Consider the following 19573-nt stretch of genomic DNA (forward strand, 5'->3'; position numbering starts at 1 on the left):
TCGTAACCTCCTACTTTCTTGGATGTGTCGCTTGATAAATCGAACGTAATCGTTCAGTCGATACGTGGGTATAGCGTCCGGTCGTCGACAAGGACTCGTGACCGAGCAACTCTTGGACAGCGCGCAAATCCGCTCCCCGCTCCAATAGGTCCGTTGCAAAGCTATGTCGCAACGAGTGCGGGGTCAACGGCTTATGTACCCCACTGTCTTTTCTCAAGCGCTTCATGACATACCGAATTTGGTCTGTTGTCATCCGATTCCCTTTTTGACTCAAAAATAATGCGCTTTCCGTCGGGAGTCCGACATCTTTCCGTATTTCTACATAGCGCTTCAATGCTTGTACGGCATATTGACCGATTGGAACGTACCGTTCTTTCTTTCCTTTCCCCATCACATGGACGAAAGATAAGACATCGTCAAAGGAAGATAGGTTCATCCCACAAAGCTCTGCGACACGGATTCCCGTTCCATACAACACCTCAATGATGGCGACGTCTCTCGCCTGTAAAAAAGGGTCGTCTTGCATGGAAGCCGCCTCTAACAACCGTTCGACTTCAGACGGTACGGCGAACGTCGGCAAGGATTGTCGCTTTTTCGGTGAAGTCAGGTCGTGGAACAAGGGCTCTCCCCCATGTTCTCTCGCCATATATTTACCGAACTGTTTAAGGCAAGATACTTTTTGGGACACTGTAGACGCGGCCAATTGCTTCTCATAAAGGACATATAAATAACGCCGCGCCGTCTGTGCATCGTAGGGATCTTGATGCGTCGATTGGCAATATGCGGCGTACTGGTCGAGCGTTTGCTCGTAGGAGCGTTTCGTATGAGGAGACAGTCGACGTTCAATTTGGCAGTAGCGTAAAAATGATTGTCGATCCTCTAAGAATCCCATTTTATCGCCTCCTCGATGACACGTAAAAACGCATGTTCTCGTCAAATCGAAATTAGCATAGCATACAGAATGTACAGTGACAATAGATAGTCGTTCAATAATCTGAAAATTTTCAAAGTATGAAACAAAATACACAATTGAAACTTTATTTCAAAACAAAAGAGCCAAAAACTGGCTCTCCTGTTCAAAGGTCCTTAAACTGTTGAATCGTTTCTAAAGCACGGTTGGCGTAACGCTCGTACCGCTCTTGTTTTTTCATTTTCTTCGGAGCGTCCTCTAAAGATGGGACCAATCCAAAGTTCGCATTCATCGGTTGGAAATGCTTCCCGTCCGCTGTCGTGATGTAGTGCGCCATCGAACCGAGCATCGTTTCACGTGGTAAAACGACGAGCTCTTCTCCTGCGATCATCTTCGCTGCATTGATTCCCGCCAACAATCCTGACGCTGCTGACTCCACATATCCTTCTACTCCCGTCATCTGACCGGCAAAGAATAATGTGTCACGCGTGCGCGCCTGATACGTCGGTTTCAACAAGCTCGGCGAATTGATGAACGTGTTGCGGTGCATGACACCGTAACGAACGATATCTGCATTTTCGAGTCCAGGGATGAGACGGATGATACGTTTCTGTTCGCCCCACTTCAAATGCGTCTGGAAGCCGACCAAGTTATAAAGCGTTCCTGCCGAGTTGTCCTGACGAAGTTGAACGACCGCATACGGACGTTTACCCGTCTTCGGATCTTCTAGACCGACCGGCTTCATCGGTCCGAAGAGAAGTGTCTTCTTCCCACGCTCAGCCATGACTTCAAACGGCATACAACCTTCGAAGTAAATCTCTTTTTCGAACTCTTTTAACGGAACGACTTCCGCCTTGATCAATTCCTCGTAAAAGACGTCAAACTCTTCTTCTGTCATCGGGCAGTTCAAGTAAGCGGCTTCACCTTTATCATAGCGCGACTTCAAGTATACTTTATCGCGATCGATCGTATCGCCATCTAGAATCGGAGCGGCCGCATCGTAGAAGTAAAGATAATCTTCCCCTGTGAACGCTTTGAGCGATGCCGATAAATCCGGAGACGTCAATGGCCCTGTCGCGACGATGACAATCCCTTCAGGAATTTCTTTTAATTCCTCGGTATGCACCGTGACGTTTTCATGGTTCTTCAACTTCTCAGTGATGAACCCAGCAAACTCATGTCGGTCGACAGCAAGGGCGCCGCCAGCTGGGACGCTTGCCGTATCTGCCGCTTTCAAGATGAGTGAGTCAAGTGTACGCATCTCTTCTTTCAAGACACCGACCGCGTTTTGAAGCCCGTTCGCCCGAAGCGAGTTCGAACAAACGAGTTCTGCGAATTGATCCGTGTGGTGCGCCGGTGTTTGACGGACCGGTCTCATTTCATACAAATCTACTTGAATGCCACGCTTGGCGAGTTGCCAAGCTGCTTCGGAACCGGCCAAGCCGGCTCCGATTACAGTTACACGTTGTTGCAACATTAATCCTCCTCTTGCTGATGTACCTCGGTATGGGTACATTTCGTACATTGATATTTCACGCCGTCTTTAATTTTCTTCTCGACCATCAAACTGTCGCATACTGGGCACGGTTTCGCAACCGGTTTATCCCATGAGACGAACTCACATTCTGGATAGTTCGAGCAGCCATAGAAGAGGCGACCTTTTTTACTACGACGTTCCACGATTTGTCCGTCCTTACAGTCTGGGCAAGGGACACCAATCTCAACTTGAACTGGTTTCGTGTTCGTACAGTTTGGGAAGTTCGAGCAAGCCATAAACTTACCGTATCGACCCATCTTGATGACCATCGGTGAACCACAAACTTCACAATCGATTCCCGCAGGCTCATCTTTCACTTCAATCTTTTCGATTTCTTCTTCGGCACGCTTCAAGCGTTTCTCGAACGAACGATAGATCGGGGCGACGACTTCCGTCCACTCCACTTCTTTATGCTCAATCGAGTCAAGGAGCGTTTCCATGTCGGCCGTGAACTGGACGGTGATAAAGTCATTGAAATATTCATCAATCATTTCAATGACGAGTTCACCAAGCTCAGTCGGAAGGAACTTCTTCTCTTCTAAGACGACATAGCCACGACGTTGAATCGTGTCAAGTGTAGGGGCATATGTCGACGGGCGACCGATACCGAGCTCTTCCATCGCACGGACGAGTCGTGCTTCCGTGTAACGCGGCGGTGGTTGCGTGAAGTGTTGCTTCGGCTCAATCGCTTCAAAGCTGACCGTATCCTCGACTTCAAGAGGTGGTAACAAGCCCTCTTTCTCTTGGTTCGTATCCTCGATATCATCATCTTTCGATTCGATATATACTTTCATGAAACCTGGGAATTTGACGGTCGAGCCATTCGCACGGAAGATCATTCCGTTCGATTCTACATCGATCTTGACGGTATCGAGTACGGCAGGTGCCATTTGACTCGCAATCAAACGTTCCCAAATCAATTTATAAAGGCGCAACTGGTCACGAGACAAATAAGGTTTTAATGAAGCAGGGTCGCGGAGTGCCGATGTCGGACGAATCGCTTCGTGCGCATCTTGCGCGTTTGCCGCTTTCTTTTCCTTTTGCTTCTGTGAGGCGACGTATTCTTCACCGAATGTCGATTCGATGTATTCTTTCGCCTCTCCCTTCGCCAAGTCCGAGATTCGTGTCGAGTCTGTACGCATATACGTAATCAAACCGACCGTCCCCTCTTTCTTACCGAGGTCGATTCCTTCATATAATTGTTGGGCGAGCATCATCGTCTTCTTCGCACGGAAATTCAATTTACGTGCCGCATCTTGTTGCAACGAACTTGTCGTGAACGGCAACGAAGCGTTGCGTTTACGTTCTTTCTTCGTCACGTCGATGACTTTGAATTCGTCGTTGATGGCATCAAGGACAGCTTGAGCGTCTTCTTCCGACTTCAATTCCATCTTTTTCCCATCTTTTCCGTAAAATGAAGTCTCGAACGTTTCCCCATCATGATTCAAGTCGAGCTTGATCGTCCAATATTCTTCTGGGTCGAACGCATTGATTTCGCGTTCACGGTCGATGATCATCTTCACGGCAACCGACTGAACTCGTCCAGCAGATAGTCCTTTTTTGACTTTCTTCCATAATAACGGACTCATCCCGTATCCGACGAGACGATCTAAAATCCGTCGTGCTTGTTGCGCATCGACGAGGTCATGATTGATTTTACGTGGATGTTTAAATGATTCTTTAATTGCATCTTTTGTGATCTCGTTAAAAACGACACGACATTCAGTCGTTTCATCTACGCCGAGAGCGCGAGCCAAATGCCAGGCAATCGCTTCCCCTTCTCTATCGGGGTCGGCTGCGAGAAAGATTTTTGTGGCTTTTTTCGCCGCTGTCTTCAATTCTTTCAATACGGGTCCTTTACCACGGATGGTAATATACTTCGGTTCAAAGTCGTGTTCGACGTCTACACCGAGTTGACTCTTCGGTAAATCGATGACGTGTCCCATCGAAGCTTTGACCATATAATTCGGACCTAAATAACGTTTAATTGTTTTTGCTTTCGCAGGTGACTCAACGATCACCAAATATTTTGCCATACATCTGCTCCCCTTTTAGAGGTCATTTAAATCCCTACCATAATATTCATGTTCTCACCGGTTTGTCAACGTACAATCCTGAGATCTCGAATAATTTGATCGGAATTCGTCAATGGAATCGCGCCTTCTTCAATCAATCGATTCGGTCCTTCCGCCAATGGATCAAGCGGTGAACCGGGTACGGCGAACACCGTCTTTCCCTGCTCTAGCGCGTGTCCGACCGTATTCATCGTTCCGCTCTTTCGTCTCGCCTGTAAGACAACGAGCGTGTCACCGAGACCGCTCACCAATCGATTTCTTTCCAAAAATTGAAATTTTTGAACAGGTGTGTTTGGGGCATACTCACTCAAGAGAATCCCTTGCTTTGGAATCCGTAAGAGCAACTGTCGATTCGCTGCTGGATAGAGGTTGTTCAGTCCAGCTCCGAGCACCGCCACGGTCGGACGATTCTCATTTACTGCATGATGGTGGACGAGACCATCAATGCCAAGCGCTCCACCCGAAACGGAAACAGTTTCTTCTATTAAAGAGTGATAGTGTTGCACTAACGATTGACTAATTCGATTCAACTCACGACTTCCGACCATCGCGGTCGTTCTTTCTTGTAGTACCTCTAAATCTCCATCGTAAAACAAACAGTACGGCGGGTTGGGAATCTCGAGCAAGCGTATCGGGAACGTTTCATCTTCCCAAGTGACAAATCGAGTAAACGATTCGGACGATCGGAGCGCAGCACTAGCTCGCTTCCAGACATGTGAAGAAAAATGAGTGCGATGTGCTTCTAGCGTTCCGTTCAAATAATGATGCACAAACTCAACCGGAATTCGTGCAGCGGCAAACCGAGCTATTGTTTGATTCATCACAATCTCTCCTTTAAAAAAATGAGGGATGCAAGCATCCCTCATGATTCTTATGTCGTCGGTTGACCCGTGACACACGCTTCGTATAGACCTTCATTTTTCAAGACACGAATCAACGTTTCACCGATGACAGCTGGTGTTTCAGCTACTTCAATTCCATTCGCGTTCAACGTCTTAATCTTTTCAGCAGCCGTCCCTTTACCACCTGAGATGATTGCGCCGGCATGTCCCATACGTTTGCCTTCAGGAGCCGTCTGTCCGCCGATGAAGCCGATGACTGGTTTCGTCATGTTCGCTTTCACCCATTCAGCCGCCTCTTCTTCAGCTGTTCCACCGATTTCCCCGATCATGATGACAGCTTTCGTGTCCTCATCTTCGTTGAACGCCTTGAGCGTATCGATGAAGTTTGTTCCGTTGACTGGGTCTCCCCCGATTCCGACAGCTGTCGATTGACCGATTCCTGCCGTCGTCAACTGATGAACCGCCTCATACGTGAGCGTTCCAGAACGTGACACGATTCCGACATGCCCTTTCGTATGAATATAGCCAGGCATGATTCCAAGTTTTGCTTCTCCTGGAGTGATGATTCCAGGACAGTTCGGTCCGATCAAACGAGCCGGCTTGTCTTCGAGATAGCGTTTCACTTGGATCATGTCCACTACAGGAATGCCTTCAGTGATACAGATGATGAGTTCGATGCCACTGTCCGCTGCTTCCATGATTGAGTCAGCTGCGAAAGCTGGTGGTACGTAGATGATCGATGCGTTTGCACCAGTCGTCTCGACCGCCTCAGAGACAGTGTTGAAGACTGGAACGTTGTCGAGAACGGTCGTACCACCTTTACCTGGTGTTACCCCGCCGACTAATTTCGTGTTATAAGCAAGCATCTGTTCACCATGGAACAAACCTTGCTTCCCTGTAATCCCTTGAATGATGACTTTCGTATCTTTATTCGCCCAAATACTCATGTCGTTTCCCCCTTATCGAACAAGTGCTGCGATTTTTTCCGCACCGTCAGCCATCGAGCTAGCTGTCGTGATCGCAAGTCCAGATTCATCGAGAATGCGCTTCCCGGCATCAACGTTCGTTCCCTCTAAGCGAACAACGAGTGGCAAGTCGAGTCCGATTTCTTTCGTAGCTGCGACAATCCCCTCTGCGATGATGTCACACTTCATGATTCCACCAAAAATGTTAACGAAGATTCCTTTGACTTGGTCATCAGACAGAATCAATTTGAACGCTTCTGTAACTTTTTCTTTTGTCGCACCGCCACCTACATCGAGGAAGTTAGCGGGTTCAGCGCCGTAATGTTTGATGATATCCATCGTTGCCATCGCAAGGCCTGCACCGTTGACAAGGCAACCGATGTTTCCATCAAGTGCGATATAGCTGAGGTCATGTTTTGATGCCTCGACTTCACGTGGATCTTCTTCCGTCGTATCACGAAGCGAAAGGATATCTGAGTGACGATAAAGTGCGTTGCTATCGAAGTTCAACTTCGCATCGAGCGCGATGACGTTTCCGTCTTTCGTCGTGACGAGCGGGTTGATTTCCGCGATTGTGCAATCTGTCTCGACATATACTTTGTACAACTTCATGACCATGTCACTGAACTTGTTCACAAGTTTCGTCGGGACTTCCATTTTGAATGCGAGACGACGTGCTTGGAATGGACGCAAGCCCACAACCGGATCGACGATCTCTTTATGAATCTTCTCAGGTGTATGTTCAGCGACTTCCTCGATGTCCATACCACCTTCTGATGAACCCATGATGACAATTCGGCCGATCGAACGGTCAAGCACGAGTCCTAAGTAAAATTCTTGGTCAATCGCAGAACCTTCTTCGATATAGAGACGCTGGACAACTTTTCCTTCCGGACCTGTTTGGTGTGTCACGAGCGTTTTTCCGAGAATCTCTGTCGCGTATTGCTTCACTTCTTCATCTGTCTTCGCAAGTTTGACGCCACCTGCTTTACCGCGGCCACCTGCGTGGATTTGAGCTTTTACAACTTTCAACTCACCGTCAAGCTTAGCAGCTGCTGCTACAGCTTCTTCAACAGTAAAGGCTGGATAACCCGTCGGAACGGCTACCCCAAACTCTCTTAGCAATTCTTTCGCCTGATACTCATGGATATTCATATGTTTTCCCCCTTAGTCCCCTTTAATATCGGCACGTCTATTGTAACGAAAAACTGAAAGCGCTGTCTATCGTTCTTGCTTTAAGTTTTCATCTTTTTTTCACATATAACCCTAGACAAATCAAATTTTATCTTGTTCCATCTGATAAAGAAAGACAAAAAGTTCGGCAATGACTTGATAAACGTCCTCCGGAATCTGCTCTTCGATGTTTAATGCTGAGAGTAAGGATAGGAGTGCCGGGTCCTCATGAACAGGAATTCCGTTCGCTTGAGCAATCTCAAGCATCCGCTCAGCGACAATCCCCGTCCCTTTCGCCACGACGTGCGGGGCATCCATTGATTGCTCATATGACAGAGCGATTGCTTTCTTTGGATCGTTCATATTTGGAGATCCACCTTTCCAAGAGGCGCAAATGTTTCTGGCACACGCTCACGCTTTTCTTCGTATGAAAAAGAAGACAAATCGAAATCGACGCGTTTCAACCCTTCTTTTAGAAGCGGTTCGTATGTACGGACGTATGGACTCAAATCATGTTGCTCATTAAATACCCGAACGGATACATACCGTTTTTGAATCAACACATCGATTCCCGTTTCGCCGAATCGTGGCGTTTCAAGAAACAAGACGATTCGGGCATGATCAGAATCAATCGCCTCTCGTTTTGGTGCTTCTAAACGAAGTTGAACGTTTTCAAATGGACCTAAATGCGGTATGTGAAATGCTTGAGCGACGAACGGGGGGCTTTGGGTCGCATTGAACGCTTCCTGAGCTCGCACGAACTGCTCGAACTTCGGCTCGCCTTTCGCTTTGAAAAGTTCGCCGACGAGCGCCTTTACATCAGACCCCGCTCCACTCTCTAGCATCGTTTTCCCGGCTGTCTTGACCGATTCTGGTGTCGGAATCGGTTCACGTATGAAACGGGCAAGTTGTTCCCCTAATGTCTGGAGAGGTGATTTGGAAGCCATGAGCGCTTCTGTCGCTTGTGGGACGACTTTCAAGACGAGCTTCGGCTCGACGTCCGTGACGACCATCTTATACGTCACGTTCTCTTTCACGTTCGCATTGACACCGACCCGGAATATTCCTTGCGGCAACTGCATGACTGCCTCGTTTCCGGGCAGAAGTTGTAACACCTTCCCGACAATTGTATTCCCGAGCAAAAGCGGTCGCGACGTCTGTTCGGTCACTTTGAATGGTAAAACCCCTTGATGATCGATGCGCAACGCCATCACTCCTTTCACATATGCTTGATGGGGGCAAATGTACGACGGTGGATTGGTGTCACCCCGTAGCGTCTCAACCCTTCTAAATGAGTCTCCGTCCCATACCCGGCGTTATTGGCAAACCCGTAACCAGGATACGTTCGGTCGTATTCTTCCATCATTCGGTCCCGGACGACCTTAGCGACAACACTCGCCGCAGCGATTGAGACGCTGAGCGTGTCCCCTTTAATCAAGGACTGCTGAGGAATGTCGAGGTCCAGTTTCATGGCGTCAATCAATAAAGCATCGACCTCCCCGACTTGACGAATCGCCTCTATCATCGCAAGCTTCGTCGCCTCATAGATGTTGATCTCATCGATTACCGCGGGCTCGACAATACCGACACCGATTCCCGCGACTTCCATGATGTGATCGTATGCCGTGTCTCTCGCCGTTTTCGACATTTTCTTCGAATCGTCCAACCCTGCGATATAAAACCCTTCCGGTAGCAAGACGGCAGCTGCCACGACCGGTCCTGCGAGCGGACCACGCCCGACCTCATCGACTCCGACAATTCGAGTGAACCCTTGTGCTTTCCATTCACGTTCATACGTCATTCGACGCTCAAAATCGTCCTGTAATGCCTGTTCTCGCTCGAATTGGCGCACTTTTTGCCGAAGCAACGTTTGCACGCCTGCTCGGGGGTCTTGTGACAAGGTTGGGAAGATTTGTACCCATTCTTCATATCGGATGTCCGCTAGTTGTTGTTTAATCTGTTGAATCGTCACGTTCTTCCTCCTATTCAAAAAAGCCCTGTTTTCACAGGACTTTACGCCATTTCATGGTCAGCCGGTGTCTCAAGCGAGATCCGTCCGATTTTTTCATGCCGTAGTTCATTCAAAAGTAGTTCGCTCGCCTTCTCAAAATCGACGTAACCTCCACTGATGAGACCGCGCTTCTTCCCAATCATCTCAAGGAGTTCCACGCCGTCCTCCGGTAACGTTTCGAGTTTGAAGCGTTCCTTTAATTGTTCAGGATAACGAGCATGCAACTCACGAACCGTATACAAGGCGATATCATCCAAATTGAGAATCTCGTCTTTGATGGCGCCGGTCGCGGCGAGACGATATCCGACGAGTTGGTCCTCAAACTTCGGCCAGAGAATACCTGGCGTATCTAAGAGCTCCATCTCGCCACCCTTCATCTTGATCCACTGTTGACGCTTCGTCACACCCGGTCGATCGCCTGTGATGGCAATGTTACGACCTGCGAGACGGTTGATGAGCGTCGACTTCCCGACGTTCGGGATCCCGATGATGAGCGCACGAATCGGGCCAGGGTTACGTCCCTTTTCACGCATGCGATCATGTTTTTCTTGCATCAACTTTTGCGCGCCTGTGATGAGCTGTTTCAAGCCTTTGCTATGCTTCGCATCAACCGCGACGACTTCGACCTCTTCTCGCTTCAGAGCACGTAACCACGCGTCCGTCACGACAGGGTCGGCCATATCCGCCTTGTTGAGGACGATGAGTCTTGGCTTACCAGCCGTAATCTCGTCGACCATCGGGTTACGACTCGATTGTGGCACACGTGCATCCACGAGCTCGATGACGACATCGATCAATTTTAATTTTTCAGTTACTTGTCTTCTTGCTTTGGCCATGTGGCCAGGAAACCATTGAATTGCCAAAAAAGCACCACCTTAATCTTCTACCGTGCCAACATCGTCGAGCGGCCAGAAGATGAAGTTCGTCTTACCGACAATCTCCTCTTTCGACACAAATCCGATTTCACGACTGTCCTTCGAGTTTTGACGGTTGTCTCCCATGACGAAGTATGAGTCTTCAGGGACGACTGACTCGCCTGTCACTTGTTCAAGCGTGAAGTTCTCCGTCAGCGGGAACCCGTTCATCTGTGCGCGGAACTCGTCTAAATACGGTTCTTCTACCGCTTCACCGTTAATATAGAGCACGTCATCTCGATATTCGAGCGTGTCGCCTGGAATGGCGATGACACGTTTAATATAATCTTTTGATTCTGTCGCATGGAATACGACGATATCACCTCGGTCTAGCTCACCAACATAGTTCGAAATTTTACTGACGATCATTCGATCCGCATTGTGGAGTGTCGGCATCATCGACTCCCCTTCAACGATGACAGGAACGAAGATGAACGTCCGGATGACGAACGCGATGACAAGAGCGACAACGATGGCCTTGAGCCAACTAAACACTTCTTTCAACTTCACTCACTCCTCTATCCATTTGAACTTATTGTACTAGAAAAAAAGAAGCTTGTCGCAAGCGACAAGCTTAATTCCCATCTTAACGACGGATTTCTTTAATACGTGCTGCTTTACCGCGAAGGTTACGGAGGTAGTAAAGTTTCGCACGGCGAACTTTACCGTAGCGTACGACTTCGATTTGTGCAACGCGTGGTGAGTGAAGCGGGAATGCACGCTCAACACCTACGCCGTAAGAAATCTTACGGACTGTGAATGTTTCGCTGATGCCGCCACCTTTACGCTTGATTACAACACCTTCGAAGATCTGGATACGCTCACGCGTTCCCTCTACAACTTTAACGTGGACACGTACTGTGTCACCAGGACGGAAAGCAGGTACGTCCGATTTGAATTGTTCTTCTGTGATTTCACGGAACAGTTTTTGTGTGTTCATGAATCATATCTCCTTTTTCTTCAATGTTCATATCTTCATATGCCCAAGCATCCAATAGCGGAACATCGGTAATCGATGGGTTTAACCCACATGCTCAAACATAGCATATATTTCTCAATCGCGCAACGATTGGAGAAACTTTTTATCGTCTTCTGTCAGCTCGAGTTGCTCGAGTAGATCCGGTCGACGTCTGTACGTTCGCTCGAGTGATTGTTCGCGTCGCCACGTCTCAATGCGGGCATGATTGCCAGAGAGGAGGACGTCCGGTACTTTCAACCCACGAAAATCGGCAGGTCGTGTATAGTGCGGATATTCCAGTAGACCGGTTGAGAACGAATCATCCTCGTGGCTCGCCTGATCGCCGAGGACGTCCGGGAGCAGTCTCACCGTCGCATCGATCATCACCATCGTCGCAAGCTCGCCACCCGTCAAGACAAAGTCGCCAATTGACACTTCGTCTGTCGCCAGTTCATCGTGGATGCGTTGGTCGAATCCTTCATAATGCCCACACAAAAAGATCAGGTGTTCTTCCCGCGCCCATTCTTCCGCCATCTGCTGATTGAACGGCTTTCCGGTCGGTGTCGTAAGGATGACACGTGGTGACTTCGCCTCGATCGAGTCAAACGCATCAAAGATCGGTTGTGGGGTAAGCAACATGCCCGCCCCTCCCCCGTACGGATAATCGTCAACCTTATGATGCTTGTTCGTTGAAAAATCCCGGAAATTGATGAACGACATCTCCACTTGTCTGAGCGCTTTCGCGCGGCCGACGATGGAATGGTCGAGCGTCTTGAACATGTCCGGGAATAACGTCAACACATCAATCTTCATCGTCAATCATTCCAGGAATCGGTGTGATGACGACACGTTTCTCTTCGACGTCGATCTCTTTGACGACCGATTCGATATAAGGGATGAGGGCATCCGATTTACCTGGACGTTTGATGACCCATACGTCGTTCGCACCCGTCTCAAAGATATCATCGATCACACCGATCGACTCACCATCGACGATTGCCTCACAACCGATAATCTCATGATAGTAATATTCGTTCTCCGAGAGATTATGCACGTGTTCGGCATGAACATATAACTTCAAGCCTTTATATTTCTCAATGAGGTTGATATTCTCAAACCCTTTGAACGTGACGAGATGGAACTGCTTATGCGGACGATACGTCGTGATCGTCATCTCTTGTTTCGTTCCGTCCACGTCAAGGAACAACGTGTTCCCTTTTTTAAAGCGTTCTTCCGGAAAATCTGTCGCCGCCAAAATCTTTACTTCCCCTTTAAGGCCGTGCGTATTGGCGATTTTCCCAACGTATAACCAATCCATTCGCGTTCCCTCCTCAACAAAATAGGCCGACCTCAGAAAAGGTCGGCCACATCATTACTTCGCGTTTTTCGCGTTGTGGAATTTCTCCATGATCCCTGCTTTAGAGAACAAGTTACGTACTGTGTCAGATGGCTTCGCGCCGTCTGCCAACCATTTGAGAGCGAGTTCTTCGTTGATGCGAACTTCAGCTTCTGGTTTTGCAACCGGGTTGTAGTGACCAACTTGCTCGATGAAGCGACCGTCACGTGGTGAACGTGAGTCTGCTACAACGATACGGTAGAAAGGTGATTTTTTTGCGCCCATGCGCTTAAGACGAATTTTAACTGCCATGGTAATATACCTCCATCATGTGTTTAAGAATTGACAACTTTTATAGTATACAGCTTTTTTGTCCGACTGACAAAAGTTTTTGTTAGAAGAACGGAAGACCTAAGCCCTTTTTCTTCCCTTTCATTTGTCCTGACATTTGCTTCATCAGCTTCTTCATGTCATCGAACTGTTTAATGAGACGGTTCACTTCTTGAATCGAGCGACCGCTACCTTTTGCGATCCGCTTCCGACGACTCGCGTTGAGCACTTCCGGGTTGGAACGCTCATGTTTCGTCATCGAGCGAATGATCGCTTCGACGTGATCGAGTTGTTTCTCGTCGATTTGGACGTTCTTCAACCCTTTCATCTTACCTGCACCAGGTAACATCGAAAGTAATTCATCAATCGGGCCCATGTTTTTCACTTGACCCAACTGTTCAATGAAATCATCGAACGTGAATGACGCGTCACGAATTTTGCTTTCTAGCTCTCTCGCTGCGTCTTGGTCCATCTGTGTCTCGGCTTTTTCAATGAGCGAGAGCACGTCCCCCATTCCAAGGATCCGTGACGCCATGCGTTCTGGATGGAATGGTTCGAGGGCATCCAACTTTTCGCCGAGACCGACGAATTTAATCGGCGCTCCCGTGACTGCCTTGATCGAAAGGGCTGCCCCGCCTCGTGTATCTCCGTCGAGCTTTGTGAGCACGACCCCGGTGATTCCGAGTTTCTCATTGAAACTGTCGGCCACATTGACCGCATCTTGACCTGTCATCGAGTCGACGACAAGGAAGATTTCATTTGGTTTGGCAATCGTCTTCACATTTTCGAGCTCACCCATGAGCGTCTCGTCGATATGAAGGCGACCCGCCGTATCGATCAACACGAAATCGTGATGATTTGTTTTTGCGTACTCGAGTGCTTTCGTCACAATCTCTTCCGGCTTCACTTGATCGCCAAGTGAGAAGACCGGTAAATCGAGTTGTTTCCCGAGTGTCTCGAGCTGCTTGATTGCCGCCGGACGATAAATATCCGCCGCGACGAGAAGTGGACTGCGGTTATGCTTTTTGCGAATCAAGTTCGCTAGCTTCCCGGTCGTTGTCGTCTTACCTGCCCCTTGCAGACCGACCATCATGACGACTGTCGGTGGTTTCTGACTGAATGAGATCGGGACGACATCGCTTCCCATCAAATTCGTCAACTCTTCGTGAACGATTTTGACGACTTGTTGACCTGGCGTCAATGATTTCATGACATCCTGACCAACCGCGCGTTCTTTCACGTCATTGACGAATTGCTTGACCACTTTAAAGTTGACGTCGGCTTCTAGTAAGGCGAGGCGAACCTCACGCATCATCTCTTTGACATCAGCCTCAGAGATTTTCCCTTTACCGCGCATCTTTGAAAGCGTCGATTGCAACCGTTCTGATAATCCTTCAAATGCCATGCTCCAGCCCCCTACTCTAAATTCTCAAGCGCAGAAATCGTAGCCTGCACGTCATCCGTGAGCTCGACTTGACGTTTGAGGGTCTGAAGAAGTTGCTGACGCTGTTCGAATTTTTCGAATAGAGCGAGCTTTTCCTCGTACTGTTCAAGCATCGTTTCTGTACGCTTTATGTTATCGTAGACCGCTTGACGGCTGACTTCAAACTCTTCCGCTATCTCTCCGAGCGAGTAGTCATCTAGGTAATAAAGAGACATATAGTTGCGCTGTTTCGGTGTGAGGAGCGCTTGATAGAAATCGATGAGATAGTTCATGCGATTCGTTTTTTCGAGCGTCAAACCTTTCACCTCCACATGTTAAGTGAAATCCCTTTACAACTACCAATAGTACAGCCGTGCCTAGTACTTGTCAAGTTTTTTTCTTAACAGTAAAACTTAGGCGAGGTCTTTGTTTGTGTCCTCATTTTCAGTTGAGTCCTCTTCTGATTTGTCCTCGAAAACGTCTCCGAACAACCCCAGGACGAACTGCTCTGGGTCAAACTCTTGCAAATCGTCCATCTTCTCCCCGAGACCGACATATTTGACCGGAATATCGAGTTCATTTCGAATCGCGAGAACAATCCCACCTTTTGCTGTACCGTCGAGTTTCGTCAAGACGATCCCGCTCACGTTCGTCGCTTCTTTGAACGCTTTTGCTTGAATCATAGCGTTTTGTCCGGTCGTTGCATCTAATGCGAGTAACACCTCATGTGGTCCGTTCGGGACTTCTCGTTCGATGACCCGCTTCACTTTTTCAAGTTCTTTCATTAAGTTCACTTTATTTTGAAGGCGTCCCGCCGTGTCACAGATGAGCACGTCCATGTTACGTGACTTCGCAGATTGAACTGCATCGTATACGACGGCAGCCGGGTCAGACCCTTCCGTTTGACGAATGACCGGTACTCCGACGCGTTCGCCCCATACTTGAAGTTGCTCGATCGCTCCTGCACGGAACGTGTCTCCTGCCGCGAGCATGACGTTACGACCTTCCGACTTCAATTGATGCGCCAGTTTCCCGATTGTCGTCGTCTTTCCGACCCCGTTCACACCGACAAACAAGATGACCGTGAGCCCGTCTTGCATGTTCAGTTCGCGGTCAGATTCGTCTTCCTGAAGGCGTTTCGCCACCACTTCAACGAGAGCATCCCGAACAGCGACCGGGTCCTTCAAGTTGCGTCGTTTGACTTCTTCTTTCAAGTCTTCGACAAGGTCCATCGTCGTCGTGACGCCGACATCCGCTTGGATGAGCAGATCTTCGAGTTCATCGAAGAAGTCCTCATCCACCTCGCGAAAACGGTAAACGAGGTCGTTGACGGCACTCGCAAATCCGTCACGCGTCTTCGTCAATCCATCTGTAAACTTTTGTGACACCTCTTGGGTAGATGTCGTTAATTTTTCTTTTAATTTCTTGAAAAAACTCAACGTGATTCCTCCATCTCTTCATCCATTTCTACGACACGTTTTGCTTCAGACAGTTCGACCGATAACACTTCGGACACTCCGTTCTGTTGCATCGTGACGCCATAAAGCGTATCTGCCGCTTCCATTGTACCTTTTCGGTGCGTGATGATGACAAATTGCGTGTCGATTGAGAGCGTGCGAATATATTCCCCGAACCGATGTACGTTCGCCTCATCAAGCGCCGCTTCGACTTCATCGAGGACACAGAATGGTACCGGACGCGTTTTTAAAATCGCAAACAGTAAGGCGATTGCCGTGAGTGCACGCTCTCCTCCAGACAACAGACTGAGCGTCTGAAGCTTTTTGCCAGGCGGTTTGGCGACGATCTCAATCCCTGTATTCAACAAGTCGGACTCATCGACCAATTTCAAATCGGCTTCGCCCCCACCGAACAACTCGGTGAACGTCTGTTTGAAGTGTGCCCGAACGTTCGTATATGTCTCTTTGAAAAGACGTGTCACTTCACGGTCCATCTCGGCGATGATCTCATACAAATCTTCTTTCGCACTGACCAAGTCATCCCGCTGTTCAGACAAGAACGTAAAGCGTTCGTGAACGCTATCGAACTCCTCGATCGCATTCAAGTTAACCGGTCCGATCTCTTCAATTTGACGAACGAGTAATTTGAACTCTTCTTTCGCCTCATCAAGAGGAATCTCAAGCGCCGGCAAGAGTTCTGCAACGAGTCCGTGTTCCTCTAACGCATCTAGCTTCCACTGCCGTTTTAATTCAAACTCTTGTTTCGCCGTCTCTAGTTTTCGAACGACTGCTTCCGCCTGACGCCGTGCTTCCGTTGCCTGATCGACGCGCTGACGCATGATGCGGTACGCTTCCTCGTTTGACTTGAGCGTTGCCGTCATCTCTTGAAGTCGCCCTTGAATGTTGCTGAATTCAAGTTTGGCCGTAGCGAGCGTCTCTTCTAACTCGGCAGATGAGACGACTTCCCCACTGTCGAGTCGCGTGAGCTCACGATTCATCTGATCAGTGCGTTCCTGTAGACGCTTCCGTTCAGTCGTCAAGCGCTCCACTTCATAACGAACCCGTTCTTCTTCGAGCGTATGGCGTTGTAGGTCGAGCTCGTTTTGACGAAGCAACGTTTCAAGTTGCCCCGTACTTTCGGCACTTTTTGCCTGTTCGGCACGAAGCGACTCTAGTCGAACACGAATGTCCGCTTGCTCTTTATCCGTATCCGCCAACGTTTTCGTCAAACGTTCGAGCTCGGCTGTCGACGTCTCAATCGTTTTCTCATAACGCAGCATCTCATGATCGAACAGTTCAAGTTGTGACTTGGCATCAAGCGAGGCGCGTTCGGCGGTACGGTAAGCAGCCTCGACTTCTCGAAGGGATCCTTCGACGGTACGTTTCTCGTCTCGTAGCGTTGATAATGCTTCAGTGATTGTCTTCAACGCTTCCGTGTATTCTTGAAGACGTTGTTTTTGCTCATGAAGCATCGCAAGCCCTTGCGTCAATCCTTGTTTCAAGTCGTCTAACTCACGCGATTGCGTGAACAAGGCCACCCCTTGCTTACGACTCCCACCGGTCATCGAACCACCGACGTTCACGATGTCTCCTTCGCGCGTGACGACGCGGAAACGGTATCCGGTCATTTGCGCAATCCGGTTCGCGACTTCTAATGTCTCGGCGACGAGCACCGAACCGAGAAGTGATTTTTTCAACGTTTCGAACGACTCGTCCGTCTCGACTAAATCAGATGCCACTCCAACAAATCCAGTCATCGATTCGAGGCGATGTAACACCTCAGTCGGTACAAATCTTGGTTTGATCGTCGTCATCGGTAAGAACGTCGCGCGACCTGCGTTCGCTTTGCGCAATCGATCGATTTCATGACGTCCGACTGTCTCGTCTTTGACGACGACATGTTGTTGCGTCTGTCCGAGAGCCGTCTCGATGGCGGCTTCATACGAAGGACGAACACGAATCAATTCAGCGACGGCACCAAGCACACCTGATGAACGGTCTTTCAATACAAACTTAACCGCATGGAAATATCCTTCATACGATTGCTTCATCCGTTCGAGCATCTCAATCCGATCTTCCGTCTTTTGACGACGACGTTCGAGGTCATAGTAAGACGTTTCTGCCCGTGTCAACTTTTCGCGGATCGCCGTCTCTTGGTCGCGAAGTTCCGCTTCTTTTTTACTTAGTAATTCGAAACGACCTTGCACATCTTCGTATCGTTCCCGTGTCGCTTCGAGTGTTGCTTCTTGTGAAGACCGATCATCAAGACGATGTTTGTTCTCACGAAGGAGACGTTCTTTCGACTCGATGGCGACATCAATATCCCGTTGCTCCCGCTTTTGTTGGTTACTGATTGTCGCTCGTGTTGTCGCGAGTTCGAACGCCTCACTTTGTAACGCTTCGATCTCGACATTGAAATCACGCGAGGCGGCTGTCAACTGTTGTTGAAGCGTATCTCTCGCCTCGGTCGTTTGTCGCAACGTATCTACTTTTTTAGACAATTCATCACGAACGACCACCAGTCGAGTCTCTAGCTCTTCCATCTCGGCGCTCACTTCTTCACGTTGACGGACGAGACGCTCTTTCATCTCGGCTCCATGCTCTTCTTGTGCTTTCGCGAGCTTGATGTCACCGGTCAAACGTTCGACATACGTCGACTGTTCGCGCTCTTTTTGGTTCATCTCGGATAACTCGTCACGAAGGGTCGATAGCGTAGCCTCAAGTTGACTACGTTCCTCCGTGAGGTGTTGTACCGAACGATCACAATCCGATAATTGCTTGATTGATTCTGTATGACGTACCGTCACTTGTTCAATTTCTTGTTGGAGCAACTGAATTTCGGCACCCATGATCCCCGTCTCGAGTTCGTCATGACGGGCCTTGGCCACTGTATATTCCCGAGCGAGCGCCGCCTGCTCACGAAGTGGTTCCACCCGATCGGCCAATTCAAACAAAATGTCGTCGACACGTGACAAGTTCAATTCAGTGTCTTGCAATTTACGCTCAGCCTGTTTTTTACGCTGGCGATACTTGAGGACACCCGCCGCCTCTTCGATGACGGCACGGCGGTCTTCCGGCTTACCGGAAATGACTTGTTCGACTCGACCTTGCCCGATGATCGCGAATGCATCACGGGAAAGACCTGTGTCTAAAAAGAGGTCAATAACGTCTTTTAGACGACATGGTTTTTTATTCATAAAATAGTCGCTGTCCCCACTTCGGGTCACGCGACGGGTCACACTCACTTCTTCATAAGGGAGATGTAACTGTTCGTCGCGATTATCGAGGACGAGCGTGACCTCCGCGACGTTTCGGTGATTCTCACCTTCACTTCCGGCAAAGATGACGTCTTCCATCTTGGCACCGCGAAGTGATTTGGCCGACTGTTCTCCAAGTACCCAGCGAACAGCGTCCGATATATTGGATTTTCCGCTTCCGTTCGGCCCTACTACAGCCGTGACGCCGGGACGGAAATCTAATTCAATTCGCTTGGCAAATGATTTAAAGCCAGCGAGTTCGATTCGTTTTAAGTGCATCGTGACCATCCTATCCGCAGTAAGCATTCATCTGTATATTTTACCACAGTTAACAGTTCGTCAAAATGACAGAATCATGCTATTCTTAAAAGAACTGTAGAAAGGG

At 48.8% G+C, this 19573-nt stretch carries 19 protein-coding genes; all 19 read right to left on the minus strand.

The window, feature by feature from the left end; all coding sequences use genetic code 11:
• Positions 1-10: 10 nt before the first annotated feature.
• Positions 11-892 carry a tyrosine-type recombinase/integrase gene (locus AC5LIL_RS08835; protein ID WP_214783782.1) on the minus strand — a complete coding sequence of 294 codons (882 nt, stop codon included), beginning with the start codon at positions 890-892 and terminating at the stop codon, positions 11-13.
• A 184-nt stretch (positions 893-1076) separates the two neighbouring features.
• On the minus strand, positions 1077-2387 hold the full coding sequence (gene trmFO / locus AC5LIL_RS08840; RefSeq protein ID WP_214691808.1) for an FADH(2)-oxidizing methylenetetrahydrofolate--tRNA-(uracil(54)-C(5))-methyltransferase TrmFO: 1311 nt from the start codon (positions 2385-2387) through the stop codon (positions 1077-1079).
• Positions 2387-4483 carry a type I DNA topoisomerase gene (gene topA / locus AC5LIL_RS08845; RefSeq protein ID WP_214745468.1) on the minus strand — a complete coding sequence of 699 codons (2097 nt, stop codon included), beginning with the start codon at positions 4481-4483 and terminating at the stop codon, positions 2387-2389. The genes trmFO and topA overlap by 1 nt, the downstream gene beginning before the upstream one ends.
• A 65-nt stretch (positions 4484-4548) precedes the next feature.
• On the minus strand, positions 4549-5343 hold the full coding sequence (gene dprA / locus AC5LIL_RS08850) for a DNA-processing protein DprA (RefSeq protein WP_499823900.1): 795 nt from the start codon (positions 5341-5343) through the stop codon (positions 4549-4551).
• Positions 5344-5393: 50 nt separating this feature from the next.
• Positions 5394-6311: a succinate--CoA ligase subunit alpha gene (gene sucD, locus AC5LIL_RS08855; protein ID WP_074034760.1), complete on the minus strand. Its 918-nt coding sequence runs from the start codon at positions 6309-6311 to the stop codon at positions 5394-5396.
• A gap of 12 nt (positions 6312-6323) precedes the next feature.
• Positions 6324-7484 carry an ADP-forming succinate--CoA ligase subunit beta gene (gene sucC, locus AC5LIL_RS08860; RefSeq protein WP_074034761.1) on the minus strand — a complete coding sequence of 387 codons (1161 nt, stop codon included), beginning with the start codon at positions 7482-7484 and terminating at the stop codon, positions 6324-6326.
• Positions 7485-7604: 120 nt separating this feature from the next.
• A complete protein-coding gene (locus AC5LIL_RS08865) occupies positions 7605-7865 on the minus strand; it encodes an EscU/YscU/HrcU family type III secretion system export apparatus switch protein (protein ID WP_074034763.1) in 261 nt (86 codons plus the stop codon).
• On the minus strand, positions 7862-8707 hold the full coding sequence (locus AC5LIL_RS08870) for a hypothetical protein (RefSeq protein WP_499823904.1): 846 nt from the start codon (positions 8705-8707) through the stop codon (positions 7862-7864). The genes AC5LIL_RS08865 and AC5LIL_RS08870 overlap by 4 nt, the downstream gene beginning before the upstream one ends.
• 14 nt (positions 8708-8721) lie before the next feature.
• The gene (gene rnhB / locus AC5LIL_RS08875) at positions 8722-9474 is read right to left on the minus strand and encodes a ribonuclease HII (protein WP_499823908.1); all 753 of its coding nucleotides are present in this window, start codon (positions 9472-9474) and stop codon (positions 8722-8724) included.
• A 41-nt stretch (positions 9475-9515) separates the two neighbouring features.
• A complete protein-coding gene (gene ylqF, locus AC5LIL_RS08880; protein WP_214745483.1) occupies positions 9516-10376 on the minus strand; it encodes a ribosome biogenesis GTPase YlqF in 861 nt (286 codons plus the stop codon).
• Positions 10377-10388: 12 nt separating this feature from the next.
• Positions 10389-10931, minus strand: a complete 543-nt coding sequence (gene lepB, locus AC5LIL_RS08885; RefSeq protein WP_074034770.1) for a signal peptidase I — start codon at positions 10929-10931, stop codon at positions 10389-10391.
• An 82-nt stretch (positions 10932-11013) separates the two neighbouring features.
• The gene (gene rplS, locus AC5LIL_RS08890) at positions 11014-11367 is read right to left on the minus strand and encodes a 50S ribosomal protein L19 (protein ID WP_015881369.1); all 354 of its coding nucleotides are present in this window, start codon (positions 11365-11367) and stop codon (positions 11014-11016) included.
• A 114-nt stretch (positions 11368-11481) separates the two neighbouring features.
• Positions 11482-12198: a tRNA (guanosine(37)-N1)-methyltransferase TrmD gene (trmD, locus tag AC5LIL_RS08895; RefSeq protein ID WP_214783797.1), complete on the minus strand. Its 717-nt coding sequence runs from the start codon at positions 12196-12198 to the stop codon at positions 11482-11484.
• Positions 12188-12703 carry a ribosome maturation factor RimM gene (gene rimM, locus AC5LIL_RS08900; RefSeq protein ID WP_337873694.1) on the minus strand — a complete coding sequence of 172 codons (516 nt, stop codon included), beginning with the start codon at positions 12701-12703 and terminating at the stop codon, positions 12188-12190. Before rimM ends, trmD begins: the two co-directional genes overlap by 11 nt.
• A gap of 54 nt (positions 12704-12757) precedes the next feature.
• A complete protein-coding gene (gene rpsP, locus AC5LIL_RS08905) occupies positions 12758-13033 on the minus strand; it encodes a 30S ribosomal protein S16 (protein ID WP_015881366.1) in 276 nt (91 codons plus the stop codon).
• An 82-nt stretch (positions 13034-13115) separates the two neighbouring features.
• Positions 13116-14456, minus strand: a complete 1341-nt coding sequence (gene ffh, locus AC5LIL_RS08910) for a signal recognition particle protein (protein WP_214783803.1) — start codon at positions 14454-14456, stop codon at positions 13116-13118.
• Between the two features lie 11 nt (positions 14457-14467).
• Positions 14468-14791: a putative DNA-binding protein gene (locus tag AC5LIL_RS08915; RefSeq protein WP_074034780.1), complete on the minus strand. Its 324-nt coding sequence runs from the start codon at positions 14789-14791 to the stop codon at positions 14468-14470.
• 96 nt (positions 14792-14887) lie between these two features.
• The gene (gene ftsY, locus AC5LIL_RS08920) at positions 14888-15913 is read right to left on the minus strand and encodes a signal recognition particle-docking protein FtsY (protein ID WP_074034782.1); all 1026 of its coding nucleotides are present in this window, start codon (positions 15911-15913) and stop codon (positions 14888-14890) included.
• The gene (gene smc / locus AC5LIL_RS08925) at positions 15910-19467 is read right to left on the minus strand and encodes a chromosome segregation protein SMC (protein ID WP_499823914.1); all 3558 of its coding nucleotides are present in this window, start codon (positions 19465-19467) and stop codon (positions 15910-15912) included. The genes ftsY and smc overlap by 4 nt, the downstream gene beginning before the upstream one ends.
• Between the last annotated feature and the right edge of the window lie 106 nt (positions 19468-19573).

Source organism: Exiguobacterium sp. RM11 (genome assembly GCF_059821525.1).